Origin of the sequence: Pseudacidovorax sp. (assembly GCF_017991995.1) — a bacterium.
Lineage (GTDB): Bacteria > Pseudomonadota > Gammaproteobacteria > Burkholderiales > Burkholderiaceae_C > Xenophilus.
Genome location: NZ_JAGOPN010000012.1, coordinates 39,991 through 54,300, shown reverse-complemented (window position 1 = coordinate 54,300; position 14,310 = coordinate 39,991). Strand labels below are relative to the sequence as shown.

The 14,310-nt window shown below is 67.7% G+C and carries 13 protein-coding genes; 6 read left to right on the top strand and 7 right to left on the bottom strand.

What is annotated here, in order from left to right; all coding sequences use genetic code 11:
* Positions 1–22 precede the first annotated feature (22 nt).
* The 7 genes from KBC94_RS16845 to bfr all read right to left on the bottom strand — a co-directional run bounded on the left by KBC94_RS16845 (position 23) and on the right by bfr (position 7,774).
* Entirely contained in the window at positions 23–2,350 is a 2,328-nt protein-coding gene (locus tag KBC94_RS16845) for a catecholate siderophore receptor Fiu (protein WP_294372557.1), read from the bottom strand.
* Between the two features lie 230 nt (positions 2,351–2,580).
* A complete protein-coding gene (locus KBC94_RS16840; RefSeq protein WP_294372554.1) occupies positions 2,581–3,936 on the bottom strand; it encodes a sulfite reductase subunit alpha in 1,356 nt (451 codons plus the stop codon).
* Positions 3,933–4,976, bottom strand: coding sequence for an FAD:protein FMN transferase (locus KBC94_RS16835; protein ID WP_294372552.1), 1,044 nt, complete (start codon positions 4,974–4,976; stop codon positions 3,933–3,935). Before KBC94_RS16835 ends, KBC94_RS16840 begins: the two co-directional genes overlap by 4 nt.
* Positions 4,977–5,011: 35 nt before the next feature.
* Positions 5,012–5,815, bottom strand: coding sequence for a DUF4198 domain-containing protein (locus tag KBC94_RS16830; protein WP_294372550.1), 804 nt, complete (start codon positions 5,813–5,815; stop codon positions 5,012–5,014).
* A gap of 41 nt (positions 5,816–5,856) precedes the next feature.
* Positions 5,857–6,351, bottom strand: a complete 495-nt coding sequence (locus KBC94_RS16825) for a DUF2271 domain-containing protein (protein ID WP_294372915.1) — start codon at positions 6,349–6,351, stop codon at positions 5,857–5,859.
* A gap of 86 nt (positions 6,352–6,437) precedes the next feature.
* Positions 6,438–7,082: a PepSY-associated TM helix domain-containing protein gene (locus KBC94_RS16820; RefSeq protein WP_294372547.1), complete on the bottom strand. Its 645-nt coding sequence runs from the start codon at positions 7,080–7,082 to the stop codon at positions 6,438–6,440.
* 215 nt (positions 7,083–7,297) lie between these two features.
* Positions 7,298–7,774, bottom strand: coding sequence for a bacterioferritin (bfr, locus tag KBC94_RS16815; protein WP_294372546.1), 477 nt, complete (start codon positions 7,772–7,774; stop codon positions 7,298–7,300).
* Between the two features lie 253 nt (positions 7,775–8,027).
* Between bfr and ahpC the strand changes: the two genes are divergently transcribed.
* The 6 genes from ahpC to KBC94_RS16785 all read left to right on the top strand — a co-directional run bounded on the left by ahpC (position 8,028) and on the right by KBC94_RS16785 (position 14,297).
* On the top strand, positions 8,028–8,591 hold the full coding sequence (ahpC, locus tag KBC94_RS16810) for an alkyl hydroperoxide reductase subunit C (protein ID WP_058642001.1): 564 nt from the start codon (positions 8,028–8,030) through the stop codon (positions 8,589–8,591).
* 252 nt (positions 8,592–8,843) lie between these two features.
* Positions 8,844–10,406 carry an alkyl hydroperoxide reductase subunit F gene (ahpF, locus tag KBC94_RS16805; protein ID WP_294372539.1) on the top strand — a complete coding sequence of 521 codons (1,563 nt, stop codon included), beginning with the start codon at positions 8,844–8,846 and terminating at the stop codon, positions 10,404–10,406.
* A gap of 139 nt (positions 10,407–10,545) precedes the next feature.
* Complete coding sequence (locus tag KBC94_RS16800; RefSeq protein WP_294372536.1) at positions 10,546–11,643, top strand: BMP family ABC transporter substrate-binding protein; 1,098 nt, start codon at positions 10,546–10,548, stop codon at positions 11,641–11,643.
* A 293-nt stretch (positions 11,644–11,936) separates the two neighbouring features.
* Positions 11,937–13,223: a guanine deaminase gene (gene guaD / locus KBC94_RS16795; protein ID WP_294372533.1), complete on the top strand. Its 1,287-nt coding sequence runs from the start codon at positions 11,937–11,939 to the stop codon at positions 13,221–13,223.
* Between the two features lie 81 nt (positions 13,224–13,304).
* On the top strand, positions 13,305–13,871 hold the full coding sequence (gene dcd, locus KBC94_RS16790) for a dCTP deaminase (RefSeq protein WP_058641997.1): 567 nt from the start codon (positions 13,305–13,307) through the stop codon (positions 13,869–13,871).
* Between the two features lie 159 nt (positions 13,872–14,030).
* Positions 14,031–14,297: a hypothetical protein gene (locus KBC94_RS16785; protein WP_114802409.1), complete on the top strand. Its 267-nt coding sequence runs from the start codon at positions 14,031–14,033 to the stop codon at positions 14,295–14,297.
* The last annotated feature ends 13 nt before the right edge of the window (positions 14,298–14,310 follow it).

The window sequence follows — 14,310 nt, the reverse complement described above, 5'->3', positions numbered from 1 at the left end:
CGCCTGAGGCGGCGGCAGGCGATCAGAAGCGGAAGTTGGCGCTCAGCAGTGCCGAGCGCGGCGTACCCATGACCAGCCGGTTGCCGCCGTTGTTCACCCGCGCCAGGTAGAACTTGTCGGCCAGGTTGTACAGGTTCAGCTGGATGCTGACGTTGCGGTTGATCTCATAACCCACCATCGCATCCCACACGGTGTAGCTCGGCACCTCGGGGAAGAAGCTGGTGGGCGTGATCGCCGCCGTGGAGGTGGAGCGTTGCTGGGTCGACACGTAGCGCACACCGCCGCCGACCGTCAGGCCGAAGGGGAACTTGTAGCTCGTCCACAGCGTGGCCGTGAGCTTGGGCGAATAGCGGATCTGTGCGCCGTTCTGCGTGGTGCTGGTACGCGAGCCTTCGAGGATCTTGGTGTCGATGCGCGCCAGACCGCCGATGACCTGCCAGGCCGGCGTGATCTGGCCGACCGCGCTCAGCTCCAGGCCCTGCACGCGCGTCTTGCCGTACTGCTCGAAGTTGCCGAAAGTGTCGACCTGCACCTGTTCGTTCTCGTTCGTGGTGCGGAAGGCGGCGGCCGACAGTGCGAGGCGCCTGTCCAGCACATCCCATTTGGTGCCGAGCTCGAAGGTCTTGGATTTCTGCGGATCGAGGCTCAGGTTGTTGACGTTGGCGGTGGTCAGCGACGTGGGGAAGCTGAAGTTGCCGCCCGGCGGCTGCGCGCCGGTCGCATAGGCGGCGTAGACGCTGCCGTTGTCCGCCGGCTTGTAGACGACGCCGAGCTTGCCGGTCAGAAGGTTGTCCGAGCCCTCCTGCGTGAGCGCCGTCTGCACACCATTCACCGGCGCGGCCAGGCTGGTGAAGCGGGTGCGGTAATGCTCCCAGCGCAGGCCGCCCGTGAGCTGCCACTGTTCGTTGAACTTGAGCGTGTCGAAGGCATACAGCGCGGCCGTGCTGGTCGTGCCTTCGGTGGTGGCGCCGGTGGGCAGCACGGGCACGAAGGCGCGGTACGGGTTCGGCATGTACAGGCTGTTGTAGGCCTGGTAGGACACCGTCCCGGCCGACACCGTGCGCACGCCGTTGGCCGCATTGATGGTGGCGGCCATCGTGGTGTTGTCCTGCTGCTCGCGCGCCAGTTCCAGGCCAGCGCTGATCGAATGCCTGATGCTGCCCGTGGTGGCCTCGGCCGTCACGTTGGTCTGGTTGGTCAGGATCTCGTTGCGCTGGCCCTTGCCCTGCGGCAGCACCCGCGTCGACCAGGTCAGCGGGTTGGTGACCGAGGGCGTCAGCAGCCCGTTGCTGAAGGGGGCGGTGAGAACCAGGTCCTGGTCGGTGCGGCCCCAGCGCGTGAGGTTGCGCAGCTTCACGCCGGAGTCGAAGTCGTGCTCGATCCGGGCCGTGAACATGTCGGCGTCCACGTTGTCGTGGTCGGACAGCCAGCCGTAGTAGTTGCTGGTGTCGGGCTGCGGGCCATTGCCGCCGATGCCTTTCAACTGGTCCAGGTAGTAGCCCTTCAGGCCGACGGTGGGAATGCCGCCGTCCGGCCTGTTGCGCTGGTTGACGTGCTGGTACTGCAGGATCACCCGCGTCGGCGTGTTCAGCCCGAAGGCGATGGACGGCGCAATGGCCCAGCCCTTGTTCTTGACATCGTCCCTGCCCGGCACGCCGCTGTCCTGCGTCATCACGTTCAGGCGCAGGGCCATCGTGCCCTCGGCGTTGAGCACGCGGTTGATGTCGGCGGTCGCGCGCTTCTGGTCGCCCGAACCCAGGCTCACGCTGCCAGCGAAGAAATTGGAGGCCTGCGGCACCTTGCTCACCAGGTTGATGTAGCCGGTGGGCGCGGTGCGGCCGATGTCGGCGCTGGCCGGGCCCTTGACCACCTCGACCTGCTCGACGTTGAACATGTCGCGCGTGACGGTGCCGACGTCGCGCGCGCCGTCCACGAAGATGCTGCCGGAGCTGTCGAAGCCGCGCAGGAAGACGGCGTCGCCGGTCGAGGTGTTGCCGTTCTCGCCCATCTGGAAGGTGATGCCGGGCGTGTTGCGCAGCGCCTCGGTCAGGGTGTTGGCACCCTGCTCCTGCAGCACTTCCTTCTTGATGACAGTGATGGTCTGCGGCGTGTCGACCAGCGGCTGCGTGAACTTGGGCGAGGAGACGGTGTCGGCCTTGAACGACTCGCGGGCGCCCTCCACGCGGACTTCGCGCAGCGTGCTGGTGCTGGCGGTGGTATCGGTGGTGGACGAGGCGGTCTGCGCGCCCGCAGGCGCGGCGATGGCCACGAGCGTGGCGGCGGCGGCGCCGGTCCAGCCCGCAGCTTTGCGCGGCACCGCGTGTTTGCGGCTCTTGATGTGTTGTGCCATGGGATTCCCTCCGGAAGCTGATTGCGTTGCGTGTTTCGCTTGGCTGGCGCAACGGGGAGGGCGCGTGGCTGGCAGGAGCCACAGCAGTCGATGCTGCAGCACCGTGAATGATAACGACTCGCAACAAGATTGGAGGGATCGAGGCGGTCTCGGCGCATCGAAATCGCACCGGTGTGGCCCTGCGGCAACGCTGCCCCACGCGCGTGATGCCGTGACGGTGTTTCCGCGCCTCAGTACACGTCGCGCCGGTAACGGCCTTCGCGGTGGAGCAACTGCATCGCCGGCTCGCCCAGGATCTGGCGCAGCGCGAGGTCCACCGCCGAGGCCATGCCCTGCAGGCTGCCGCAGACGTGGATGACCGCGCCACGCTCGCACCAGGCGCTCACCTGTGCCGCTTCGCGCAGCAGGCGGTGCTGGACATAGGCGCCATCGTCGTCGTCGCGGGAGAAGACCCGGTCCAGCCGCGCCAGACGGCCCTCGGCCTGCCACGCGGTCAATTCGTCGTCGAGCAGTCGGTCGTGCGCGCGTTGCCGCTCGCCGAAGACCAGCCAGTTCTCATGCTGCCCGCGCCGGATGCGCTCGCGCAGCAGCGCCCGCAGGCCGGCCAGGCCGGTGCCATTGCCGATCAGCAGCAGAGGTCGTTGCGCGTCGGGGTGCAGGCGGGAGCCGGGATGGGGGCGCAGCCGCAGCGGCACCGACTGGCCTGGCTGCAGCGTCTCTGTCAGCAGCCCCGACGCGGCACCAGGCCGGCCGTCCGGATGCCGGGTCTGCCGCACCATCAGCTGCAGATCGCCTTCCTCGGGAATGGAGCAGATCGAGTAGGCGCGGGGCCGCGTGGGGTCGCTGTCCAGGTGGAGGTCGACCAGGTCGCCCGCCTCCCAGCGCGGGGTCATGCCGGCAGGTGCCTGAAGGTGCAGGCGATGGATCGGCCCGCCCAGACTGCCCGGATTCAGGTGCTCGCGCTGGCGCAGGGTCCAGGGGTGGAAGGCGGCTTCGGCGCCAGCGCTGGCGGCAGGCGCGATCAGGCCGAGGTGCTGGTGCCAGCGCTGCAGCGCATCGGGATCGCCGCGATCCACGTCGATGCGGGCGAACTCGGGCGTGGCGCCCGCTGCCTGGAGCCAGGCATCCAGCCGCCGGCCGAAGCCGCAGAACTGCGCGTACTGCCGGTCCCCCAGCGCCAGCACGGCATAGCGCAAGCGGGCCAGCGCGGCCGGTTCGCGCATCACCGCATCGGCGAACGCGCTGGCGCCATCGGGTGCGTCGCCTTCGCCGTAGGTGCTGGCGATGAACAAGGCGCGGGACGTGCCGGCCAGCAGGTCGGCGTCCAATGCGTTGAGGGGCAGCACGCGCGCGGGCGTGCCGCCGCGGTGAAGGGCTTCTGCAGTGACCCAGGCCCACTGCTCGGCCAGGCCCGTCTGCGTGGCATGCACGACCAGCACCGGGGAGGCGGCTGTGCCAGCCAGGCCCGCAGCCGCCGCAGCCCGCGTCCTCGCCTGCCGCCGTTGTCTGGCGTAGATGGCGGCGCACAGCGCGGCATAGGCCAGCATGGCGCCGCCAGCCGACCAGTGACGCAGCGCTTCGCTCACGAAGCTGCGCCGATGCCGAAGCGCCAGCACCGGCTGGCCAGCCGGCGCAGCGTGCCATCCGGCTTGCGCTCGGTGAAGAGCGCGGCCACCTGATGCAGGTCGGCGAAGGCCAACCCCTCCTCGGGGCCCATGACCGTGAGCAGCGTGGCCAGCGCATCCGCATCCATGCAGGCGGGGTGCACCACGGTCACCGCGGCCAGGGCGTGGCCGACCGGCTTGCCCGTGCGGGGATCGAGCGTGTGCGACCAGTGCCGCCCCGCGTGCTCCCGCACATGCCAGTGATCGCCCGAGGTGGCCACGGCTTCGTCGCGCAATGGCAGCAGCAGCGGCGCCTGGGCATCCGTGGCAGCGGCGGCGACCTGCACCCGCCACGGCTGTCCGTCCGGGCGTTGACCGCGGGCGATCAGCTCGCCGCCGATCTCGAAGAGGAAGTCCCGCAGTCCCATGGCCGCGAGCGCCTCGGCGACGCGGTCCACGGCATGGCCCTTGGCGATGCCGGACAGGTCCAGTCTCAGGCTGCCGGGCTGTCTGGCCGATCTGCCACCCTCGTCGCTCCGCAGATCGAGCCGGTGCCAGCCGCAGCGTTCGCGGGCCGTCGCCAGTGTGTGCGGGTCCGGCCATGCGGGCGAGGCGCTGGCGTCCGGCCCGAAACCCCAGGCCGCGACCAACGCGCCCAGCGTCGGATCGAAGGCGCCACCGCTTGCCTTCGCCCATTGGAGGGCACGACCGAGCACCTGGGCGAGCCCTTCCGGCAGCGCGTGCCAGCTGCCGGGTGGTGCGTCATTGAAGCGGCCGAGTGCGGAATCCCTCACCCAATGGCTCATCTGCGCAACGACATCCGCCAGCACCGCCTCGACCGCCGCACACACGTCGCCCCGCGGCAGCATCCGCGGGTTGTCCAGCCGGAGCGACCAGTGGGTGCCCATGGTCTGGCCCGACAGCGCCTGCAGTCGCGCAGGGTCGGCCGCTCGGGGCATGCGCACCTGCGCGTAGCCGCCGGCCTGCCAGCGGGCGAAGGACAGCGCAGGCATCCCGGCCATGCGGTTGCGCTCGGTGGATGATGGGCTGCTCACGCTCAGGGCAGGACTTCGAGCGTGGCCGCGTAGCTCAGCCGCCGTTCCTTGGCCTGCGGCAGCGAGGTCTTGGTATCGCGCGTGCTCGCTTCCAGCCAGTACATGCCGGCCGCGGGCCAGGTGACGTCGAACCGCCCCTGCGCATCGGTCTTGACGGTCGTTTCATTCAGCTTGTCGCGGTAGACGGTGTTGCCTTGCGTGACTGTCACCTCCAGTCCCGCCGCTGGCTGGCCGTCGAGCAGCAGCGTGAACGCGGATTTTTCGCCCTTGGCGTGGTCGGTGGCGCTGCCCGTTGCCACGAGTTCGAGTCCCTGGCCCGCCGGCTTGAGTGCCGTCGGCTTGCCCACCGAGACGAAGGTTTCCACGCGGCCCAGCGACTGCGTGACTGCGACGTCCTGCGCATCCGCGGGGATCTCGCGGCCGATGGTCTCGGCCGTGCCGCGCGCACGGCGGGGCTGGCCGGTGGCCTTGTCCTTCCAGCTGGCGAAGACGCCGCTGTTGATCACGGCAATACGGTAGGTGCCCGACTGCGCGAGGTTCAGGTCGAACACGCTGCGGTACTTGAGCCTGGCCAGGTTCTCGGGCTTGACGGCTGCGCCGTCGGGGCCCGTGACCTGCAGGTTGTCGAGGTTGAGCGGGAAATGGTTGGCGACGAACAGGTCGTTGGAGACGGCACCGTCCACTGTCACCCAGTCGGGCTTGGACAGGACGGTGGTGGAGGGCAGCAGCCAGAGGTTGTGGGCCTGGGCGGCGACGGCGGCGCAGAGGCCCAGGGCAAGGGTCGCAAGGCGGAAGGGAATTCGCATGAAAGGGCTCCAGAGAAGGGCAGGGATCAGTTGGCAATCGGTCAGGGCTTGAGCTCGAGCCTGATCTCGCCCAACTCTTCCTTGCCGGCGGCGCCCGCCTGCTCGGCCTTCGCGGGCGGCCACTGGAAGGGGACGGTCACCACCTCGCGGCCGCCGACCTCGCGGGCAGCCTCGACGACAAGCCTGTAGCTGCCGGGCGCCAGTTGGCCAAGCGGCTTGCTGCCTTCGGTGAAGGCGAGCGCATGGCGCCCTGCCGGCTTGGTGGCGCCGGTCACGCCATCGATGGGCACCGACAGCTCGCGGCCCGTGCGCCGCCACCATTGGCGCAGATCCTTGAGCCACTTGGTGCCTTCGCCCTCGGGGTTGTTGGCGCGGGTGCGCACGTCGTACCAGACGGCCAGCGTCGTGGCCACGGTGTTGTCGGGCCGCTCGATCCACGCCGCCACATAGGGCCGGTGGTACTCGGACACGGAAAGGCGCGGGATCTCGATGTTGACACCGAGCCCGGCAGCTGCGGCCGGGCCGGCGAACAGCATCGACAAGGTGAGAGGCGCAAGGGGATAGCGAAGCTGCACGGAGCGTCCTTTGAAAGAGAAGCGAGGAAAAGGCGGTGGCGAGTCGGTCAATGGATGAGCAGCAATGCCAGCAGCAGAGGCGCGAGCAGACCCAGACCGACCATCGGCCACGTGAAGGGGCGGCGGCCCGCATGCATCTTCAGGATGAGCAGGCCCGTCAGCGAGAAGAGGAGGGCCGCGCCAGCGAACACGTCGATGAACCACTGCCACGCCGGCCCGGTGTGGCGCCCCTTGTGCAGGTCGTTGAGGTAGGCGATCCAGCCGCGATCGGTCCGTTCGTATTCGGCGCTGCCGTCGTCCAGCGCGATGCGCACCCACGCATCGCCGCCCGGTCGGGGCAGGGACAGGTAGAACTCGTCGGCCGACCATTCGGCCTCGTGCCCGCCGGCGTCGATGGCCCACTGCGACTTCAGCCATGCCGCCAGGGCGGCTGGCGCGGGGGCGCGGCCGTGGTGCTGGCCGTCGACTTCAGCCTGCTGCTGCCGCAAGGCGCCGCGCAGCGTCGGCGGCAAGGTGGCTGTCCGATGGACGACGTTCGGCCTGGCTTCGATGTCCGCCGCATGGTTGAGCGTGATGCCCGTGAGGCTGAACAGCAGCATGCCCACCAGGCACAAGGCCGAACTCACCCAGTGCCATTCATGCAGGGTCTTGAGCCAGCAGGCGCGGCGGGCGGAAGAGGCGGGAGGTGTCATCGGCGCCGCGGATTCTATGGGCGCAAATGAGAATCGATGTTATTTGAATTTTTGCGCTGGATACCGATCTTGAGGTATATCGCTCGCCCCGCGGCCGCCTGTTGCTATCAAATAGAAAGCATCCGGAGCAGGTAAAGTTTCATGAAGCAGAAAGGGCCCACGCGGGGCCCTTGATGAAAAGATCGGCGAATCGTGTCGCCGTAAGAACGGTAATCTCAGCCGGCGTCGCCCATCTGCGACTGCAGATAGTTCTGCAGGCCCACCTTGCCGACCAGATCGATCTGCGTTTCCAGGAAGTCGATCTGCTCTTCGGCGTCTTCCAGGATGTCCTCCAGCAGGTCGCGAGAGACGAAGTCGCGGACCGACTCGCAGTAGGCGATGCCAGCCTTGAGCGTGGCCTGCGAGCCCTGCTCGGTGCGCAGATCGCAGTCGAGGATCTCGGGCACGTCCTCGCCCACGTTGAGCTTGCCCAGGTCCTGCAGGTTCGGCAGGCCGTCCAGCATGAAGATGCGGTCCATCAACTTGTCCGCGTGCTTCATGGCTTCGATGGATTCGGAATATTCCTTCTTCGCCAGCTTGTCGAAGCCCCAATGCTTGAGCATCCGGTAATGAAGGAAGTACTGGTTGATGGCCGTCAACTCGATCTTGAGCTGGGCCTGGAGATGATCGATGACCTGGAGATCGCCTTGCATGTTCTCGTCCTCGGACCGGAGGGTCCCGAAGTGGCGGATTGTGCGGGCGCTCTCCAGTGCCCACAAGGCAAGACCCGGCCGGTCTGGTCTGCATGCGTTTGATCGTGAGAGGCGTTCGTATCGGTCGGGCCGCGCACACCGACTTCGTCATAGCTACAGGGATCCCGATCGATAGTGTTTATCTATCAATTTCCTTTAGCTCATGCATATACTAGAGCCTCGCAAGTTTTTTCGACCTCAAGAGGAACCGCACATGTCCGTGATCAACACCGAAATCAAGCCCTTCAAGGCCACCGCTTACAAGGACGGCAAGTTCGTCGACGTCTCCAGCGACGACGTCAAGGGCAAGTGGTCCGTCTTCTTCTTCTACCCGGCCGACTTCACCTTCGTGTGCCCGACCGAGCTGGGCGACGTGGCCGACCACTACGCCGAGTTCCAGAAGATGGGCGTGGAGATCTACTCGGTCTCGACCGACACCCACTTCACCCACAAGGCCTGGCACGACTCGTCCGAGACCATCGGCAAGATCAAGTACACGATGATCGGCGACCCCACGCTGGCCATCAGCCGCAACTTCGAAGTGCTGCGTGAAGACCAGGGCCTGGCCAACCGCGGCACCTTCATCGTCGACCCGCAAGGCGTGATCCAGGCGCTGGAAATCACCGCCGAAGGCATCGGCCGTGACGCCAAGGACCTGCTGCGCAAGGTCAAGGCCGCGCAGTACGTCGCTGCCCACCCCGGCGAAGTCTGCCCCGCCAAGTGGGAAGAAGGCGCCGCCACCCTGAAGCCTTCCTTCGACCTGGTCGGCAAGATCTGAGCATGCCCTTCGCCCGGCTGGCGTCAGGCTTCCCGTACCAGATGCTCTCCGCTGTGGAGGGATGGACGGCGCACGCCTGAACCTGCCTGCCGGGCGGCTGCGCAGCAGCTGCCCCCGAGCCCGGGGCACCCTTGTGACTCGGGCTTTTTTATTGCCGGCCCGTCCCTAGATGCTGGAGACGAGCCCCGCCGTCGGGCCAACGCCCCGAGGCCCATCTCCCATTGAAGACCCGAACGCCAGAAAGACACCGCCATGCTTGACGCCGCCACCAAAGCCCAGCTTTCCAGCTACCTGGAGCGCATTTCCCAGCCCATCGAGATCGTGGCTGCGCTGGACGACTCGCCGGCGTCGGCACAGACGCGCGAGTTGCTCCAGGACATCGCCAGCACGTCGAAGCTGGTCACCGTGATCGACCACGCCGAGAGCAATGACCGCAAGCCCTCGTTCTCGATCAACAAGCCTGGCCAGACCGACGGCCCGCGCTTTGCCGGCCTGCCCATGGGTCATGAATTCACCTCGCTGATCCTGGCGATGCTGCAGCAGGGCGGCTATCCGCCCAAGGTGGAGCAGGCCATCCTCGACCAGATCAAGCAACTCGACGGCGACTTCGAATTCGAGGTCTACGTTTCGCTTACCTGCCACAACTGCCCGGACGTGGTGCAGGCCCTGAACCTGATGGCCGTGCAGAACCCGCGCATCAAGACCACCATGATCGAAGGCGGCACCTTCCAGAAGGAGATCGAGGACCGCCAGATCATGGGCGTGCCCACCGTGTTCATGAACGGCCAGATGTTCGGCTCGGGGCGCATGAGTCTGGAAGAGATCCTGGCCAAGATCGACACCAGCGGCGTCGAGCGCGAGGCCAAGAAGCTCAGCGCAAAGGAAGCCTTCGACGTGCTGATCGTCGGCGGCGGCCCGGCAGGCGCTGCGGCAGCGGTGTACGCGGCCCGCAAGGGCATCCGCACCGGCGTGGCGGCAGAGCGCTTCGGCGGCCAAGTGCTGGACACGCTGGGCATCGAGAACTTCATCTCCGTCAAGGAGACGCAAGGCCCGCACTTCGCGCTGGCGCTGGACGAGCACGTTCGCCATTACGACGTGGACGTGATGAACCTGCAGCGTGCATCGGCGCTGGTGCCGGGCAATGACCTGATCGAAGTGCGCATGGAAAGCGGCGCCACGCTCAAGGCCAAGACCGTGATCCTGTCGACCGGTGCCCGCTGGCGCAACATCAACGTGCCGGGCGAGCAGGAGTTCAAGAACAAGGGCGTGGCCTACTGCCCGCACTGCGACGGCCCGCTGTTCAAGGGCAAGCGCGTGGCGGTGATCGGCGGCGGCAACTCCGGCGTCGAGGCGGCCATCGACCTGGCCGGCATCGTGGGCCATGTGACGCTGATCGAGTTCGACACCCAGTTGCGCGCCGATGCGGTGTTGCAGCGCAAGCTCGCCAGCTTGCCCAACGTGACGGTGCTGACCAACGCGCAGACCACATCCATCACCGGCACCGACAAGGTGAACGGCCTGACCTACAAGGATCGCGCGACCGGCCAGGAGCAGCGTGTGGACCTGGAAGGCGTGTTCATCCAGATCGGCCTGGTGCCGAACACCGACTGGCTCAAGGGCACGGTCGAGCTGTCTCGCCACGGCGAGATCATCGTGGACGCCAAGGGCCAGACCTCGGTGCCGGGTGTGTTCGCTGCGGGTGACTGCACCACGGTGCCGTACAAGCAGATCATCATTGCCGCGGGGGAGGGCGCGAAGGCGGCACTCAGCGCCTTCGACCACCTGATCCGCACCAGCGCGCCCGTGGCTGCCTGAGCGCAGGCGGCGGGCCCGAGGCGGGCGCTGCAGAGCCCGCCCGCCGGGGCCGGAATCGGTCCACTCATTACAATTCGCCCGCCGCGCAGCCGCCCCGCTGCGCGGCGTTTTCGTTTTTGGGGCCATGTAGAGGAACACCATGTACAAAAACCTCGCAGCCGCGCTCGCGGCCGCCTGCTGTTTTCTGTCTTCCCCCTTCACCCATGCCCAGCCGACGCCGTCGCAGGCGCCGCTGAAGATCGGCATCGTCTACGTCGCACCGCTGGGCGACGCCGGGTGGGTGCACCAGCATGAGCTGGGCCGCCAGGCCATCGAGGCGGCGCTGCCCGGCAAGGTGAAGACCACCTATGTCGAGAACGTGGCCGAAGGGCCCGACGCCGAGCGCGTCATCCGCGACCTGGCACGCCAGGGCAACCAGCTCATCATCACGCCCAGCTTCGGCTACATGGCGCCGACGATGCGCGTGGCGCGCGAATTTCCGCAGGTGCGCTTCGAATCGATCACCGGCTACCAGCGGGCCGACAACGTAGCCACGGCCAATGCGCGCTACTACGAAGGCCGCTACCTGGCGGGCGTGGCGGCGGGGCGCATGAGCAAGTCGCATGTCGCCGGCTATGTGGCGGGCTTCCCGATTCCCGAGGTGCTGCAGGGCATCAATGCCTTCACGCTCGGCATGCGCTCGGTCGACCCCACCGCGCAGGTCAAGATCGTGTGGCTCAACCAGTGGTTCGACCCGGCGCTGGAGCGCGATGCCGCCATGCGGCTGATGGACCAGGGCGCGGACGTGCTGGCCTTCCACACCGGCTCCTCCGCCGTGATGAAGGCGGCGCAGGAGCGTGGCCGGATGGCCGTGGCCTATCACTCCGACATGCGCCAGGTGGCGCCCGATGCGCAGATCGTCGCGGTCACGCACCGCTGGGGCGACTACTACGTCCAGCGCGCCAAGGCCGTGCTCGACGGCAGCTGGAAGAGCACCGACACCTGGGGCGGCGTCAAGGAAGGGATGATCCGTGTCGGCGACTTCGGCCCCAAGGTGCCCAAGGCGGTGCAGGACGAGGTGATGGCGCGCCAGCAGGACATCGCGGCCGGCCGGCTGCAGCCCTTCCGTGCTGTGGCCGCCGATGTGCGCGACAACCAAGGCCGTGTCGTGATCGCACGCGGCCAGGCGCTGGACGACGGACAGATCCTCAAGATGAACTGGCTGGTCGAGGGCGTGCAGGGCCGCGTCGAGCCCTGAAAGGGTGTGAACGAACGCGTCATGCCCGCTCGTCCTGCCAAAACGCGCCCACTCCGCGTTGCAAATGCTCGCCATAGCCCGAGCTATGGCTGCGCTGCGCGCCTTGATTGGGCGCGTTTTGGCGGCCCGATCGGCCACGGCGGATTCATTCACACCTTCTGACCCTGCACTGCCGCGCGGCATATAGCCGCTATAAGCCGAGCGGCAGCCGGGGCACCGCGGCTTCCAGTACGCTCCGCCGAAGTACCTGCCGCGGCCTTGGGCCGCTGCATCCTTCCCCCCGATTCCGACCGATGAAAAAAGCCTACCGCGCCTCGCTGCTGCGTTTCGACGACGCCGGCCGACCCCTGTTCGACACCGACGGCCTGCTGGTCGTCGCGCCCGATGCCCAGGGCCGCGAGCGCGTGGTCGACGCTGGCAGCCACGGCGCGGTGCAGCCTCGCCATCCCGACGTGGAGCCCGAACACCTGCCGGGCCGCATCCTGGCGCCGGGCTTCGTGGACATGCACATCCACTTTCCCCAGACGGACATCATCGGCGCGCCCGCCGACGGCCTGCTGCCCTGGCTGGAGAACTACACCTTCCCGGCCGAGACCCGCTTCGCCGAAGCCGCGCATTCGGCCGAGGTGGCCGAGGTCTTCCTGGACGAGCTGCTGCGCCATGGCGTAACCACCTCGCTGACCTTCGCGACCTCGCATCCGGCCTCGGTGGATGCGCTGTTCTCGGCCGCCCGGCACCGGCAGATGCGCCTGATCACCGGCAAGGTGCTGCAGGACCGCCATTCGCCCGACGGGGTCCGTGACGAGACCGAACGCAGCCTGGCCGACACCGAAGACCTGATCCGCCGATGGCACGGCGTGGACCGGCTCGGCTACGCCATCACGCCCCGCTTTGCACCGACCAGCACCGAAGCGCAACTGAGGGGGGCCGGCGAACTGGCGGCGCGCTACGCCGATACCTGGATCCAGTCGCACGTGGCCGAGAACAAGGACGAGGTGAAGTGGGCGCGCGAGCTGTTTCCCGCATCGCGCTCCTACCTGGGCGTCTACGACGACTTCGGCCTGATGCGCGAGCGCGCGGTGTACGCCCACTGCATCCATTTCGACGACGACGACCGTCACCTGATGCGTGCCACCCGCACCGCGGCGGCCGTCAGCCCCACCAGCAACCTGTTCCTGGGCAGCGGTTTCTTCGACTTCGAGGGCGCCCAGCGCGTCGACTACCTGCATGGACTGGCGAGCGACGTGGGCGGCGGCACCAGCTTCAGCCCCTTCCACACCATGCTGGCCGCCTATTACGCGGGACGTGAAGGGCAGACCAAGCCGGGCCTGAGTCTTGCCCCCTCGCGCCTGTGGTGGCTGCACACGGCGGGCGCCGCGCAGGCCCTGGGGCTGTCCGGCACCATCGGCAACCTGCAACCGGGCTGCGAGGCGGACTTCCTGGTGCTGGACCCGGCGGCGACGCCCTTGCTGGCGCGCAAGTCGGCCAACGCAGCCTCTCTGGAGGAACTGCTGTTCGCCCTCATCGTGCTGGGCGACGACCGTGTCATCGCGCGCACGGTGATCGCCCGTGCCGGCTGAGCCGCCGCCCGGGCCCCGCGTGCCACAATGCGGGCCCTCTTTTCCGACGCGTGCCCCGGCACGCCCAGCGCGAGTCTTCCCATGAGCATCAAGAGCGACCAATGGATCCGGCGCATGGCCGAGCAGCACGGCATGATCGAGCCTTTCGAGCCGGGTCAGGTGCGCCAGCAGGACGGTCGCAAGCTCATCAGCTACGGCACCAGCAGCTATGGCTACGACATCCGCTGCGCGCCCGAATTCAAGGTCTTCACCAACATCCACAGCACGGTGGTGGACCCGAAGAACTTCGACGAGAAGAGCTTCGTCGACATCCATGCCGACGTCTGCATCATCCCGCCCAACAGCTTTGCGCTGGCGCGGACGGTGGAGTACTTCCGCATTCCCCGCAATGTGCTGACCATCTGCCTGGGCAAGAGCACCTACGCGCGCTGCGGCATCATCGTCAACGTCACGCCTTTCGAGCCGGAGTGGGAAGGCTACGTGACGCTGGAGTTCTCCAACACCACGCCGCTGCCCGCGAAGATTTACGCGGGCGAGGGCTGTGCGCAGGTGCTGTTCTTCGAGAGCGACGAGGTCTGCGAGGTGAGCTACAAGGACCGCGGCGGCAAGTACCAGGGGCAGAGCGGCGTGACGCTGCCCAAGGCCTGAAGCCTTGCCGCCGGCGGATGCCAGGGAGGGTGCCCGGCGCGGCTGACAGCCGCTGCTTGGCGGCGCCTACAAGGATTCGCGCAGCGGGCCGCCACGCCTCGGCCCGGTTGCCCACGAGTCTTCGGCCACCCGCACGGATGGGCCGTGCAGGAGCCGCCGATGTCCCAACACCCTGCCGCACGCCCTTCCTTCCTTTCGCCCTCTCAGTGGCTGCTGATCGGCTCGCTCGCCGTGGTGGCGCTGTTCCTTCTTGCTGCGATCTACCAGGTGGCGCGCGGACAGGTCCAGGCCGCCCAACTGCGTGACGCCCAGGCGCGCATCGCCGTCCAGACGGCCGAGGAGGTCCGAGCCCAGCGCGCCCGGCTGACGGCTGCCTTCGAGCAGCCCGCGGGCGTACAGTCCGTGAGCTACACCCTGGCCCGTTGAAACAAACGCGGCG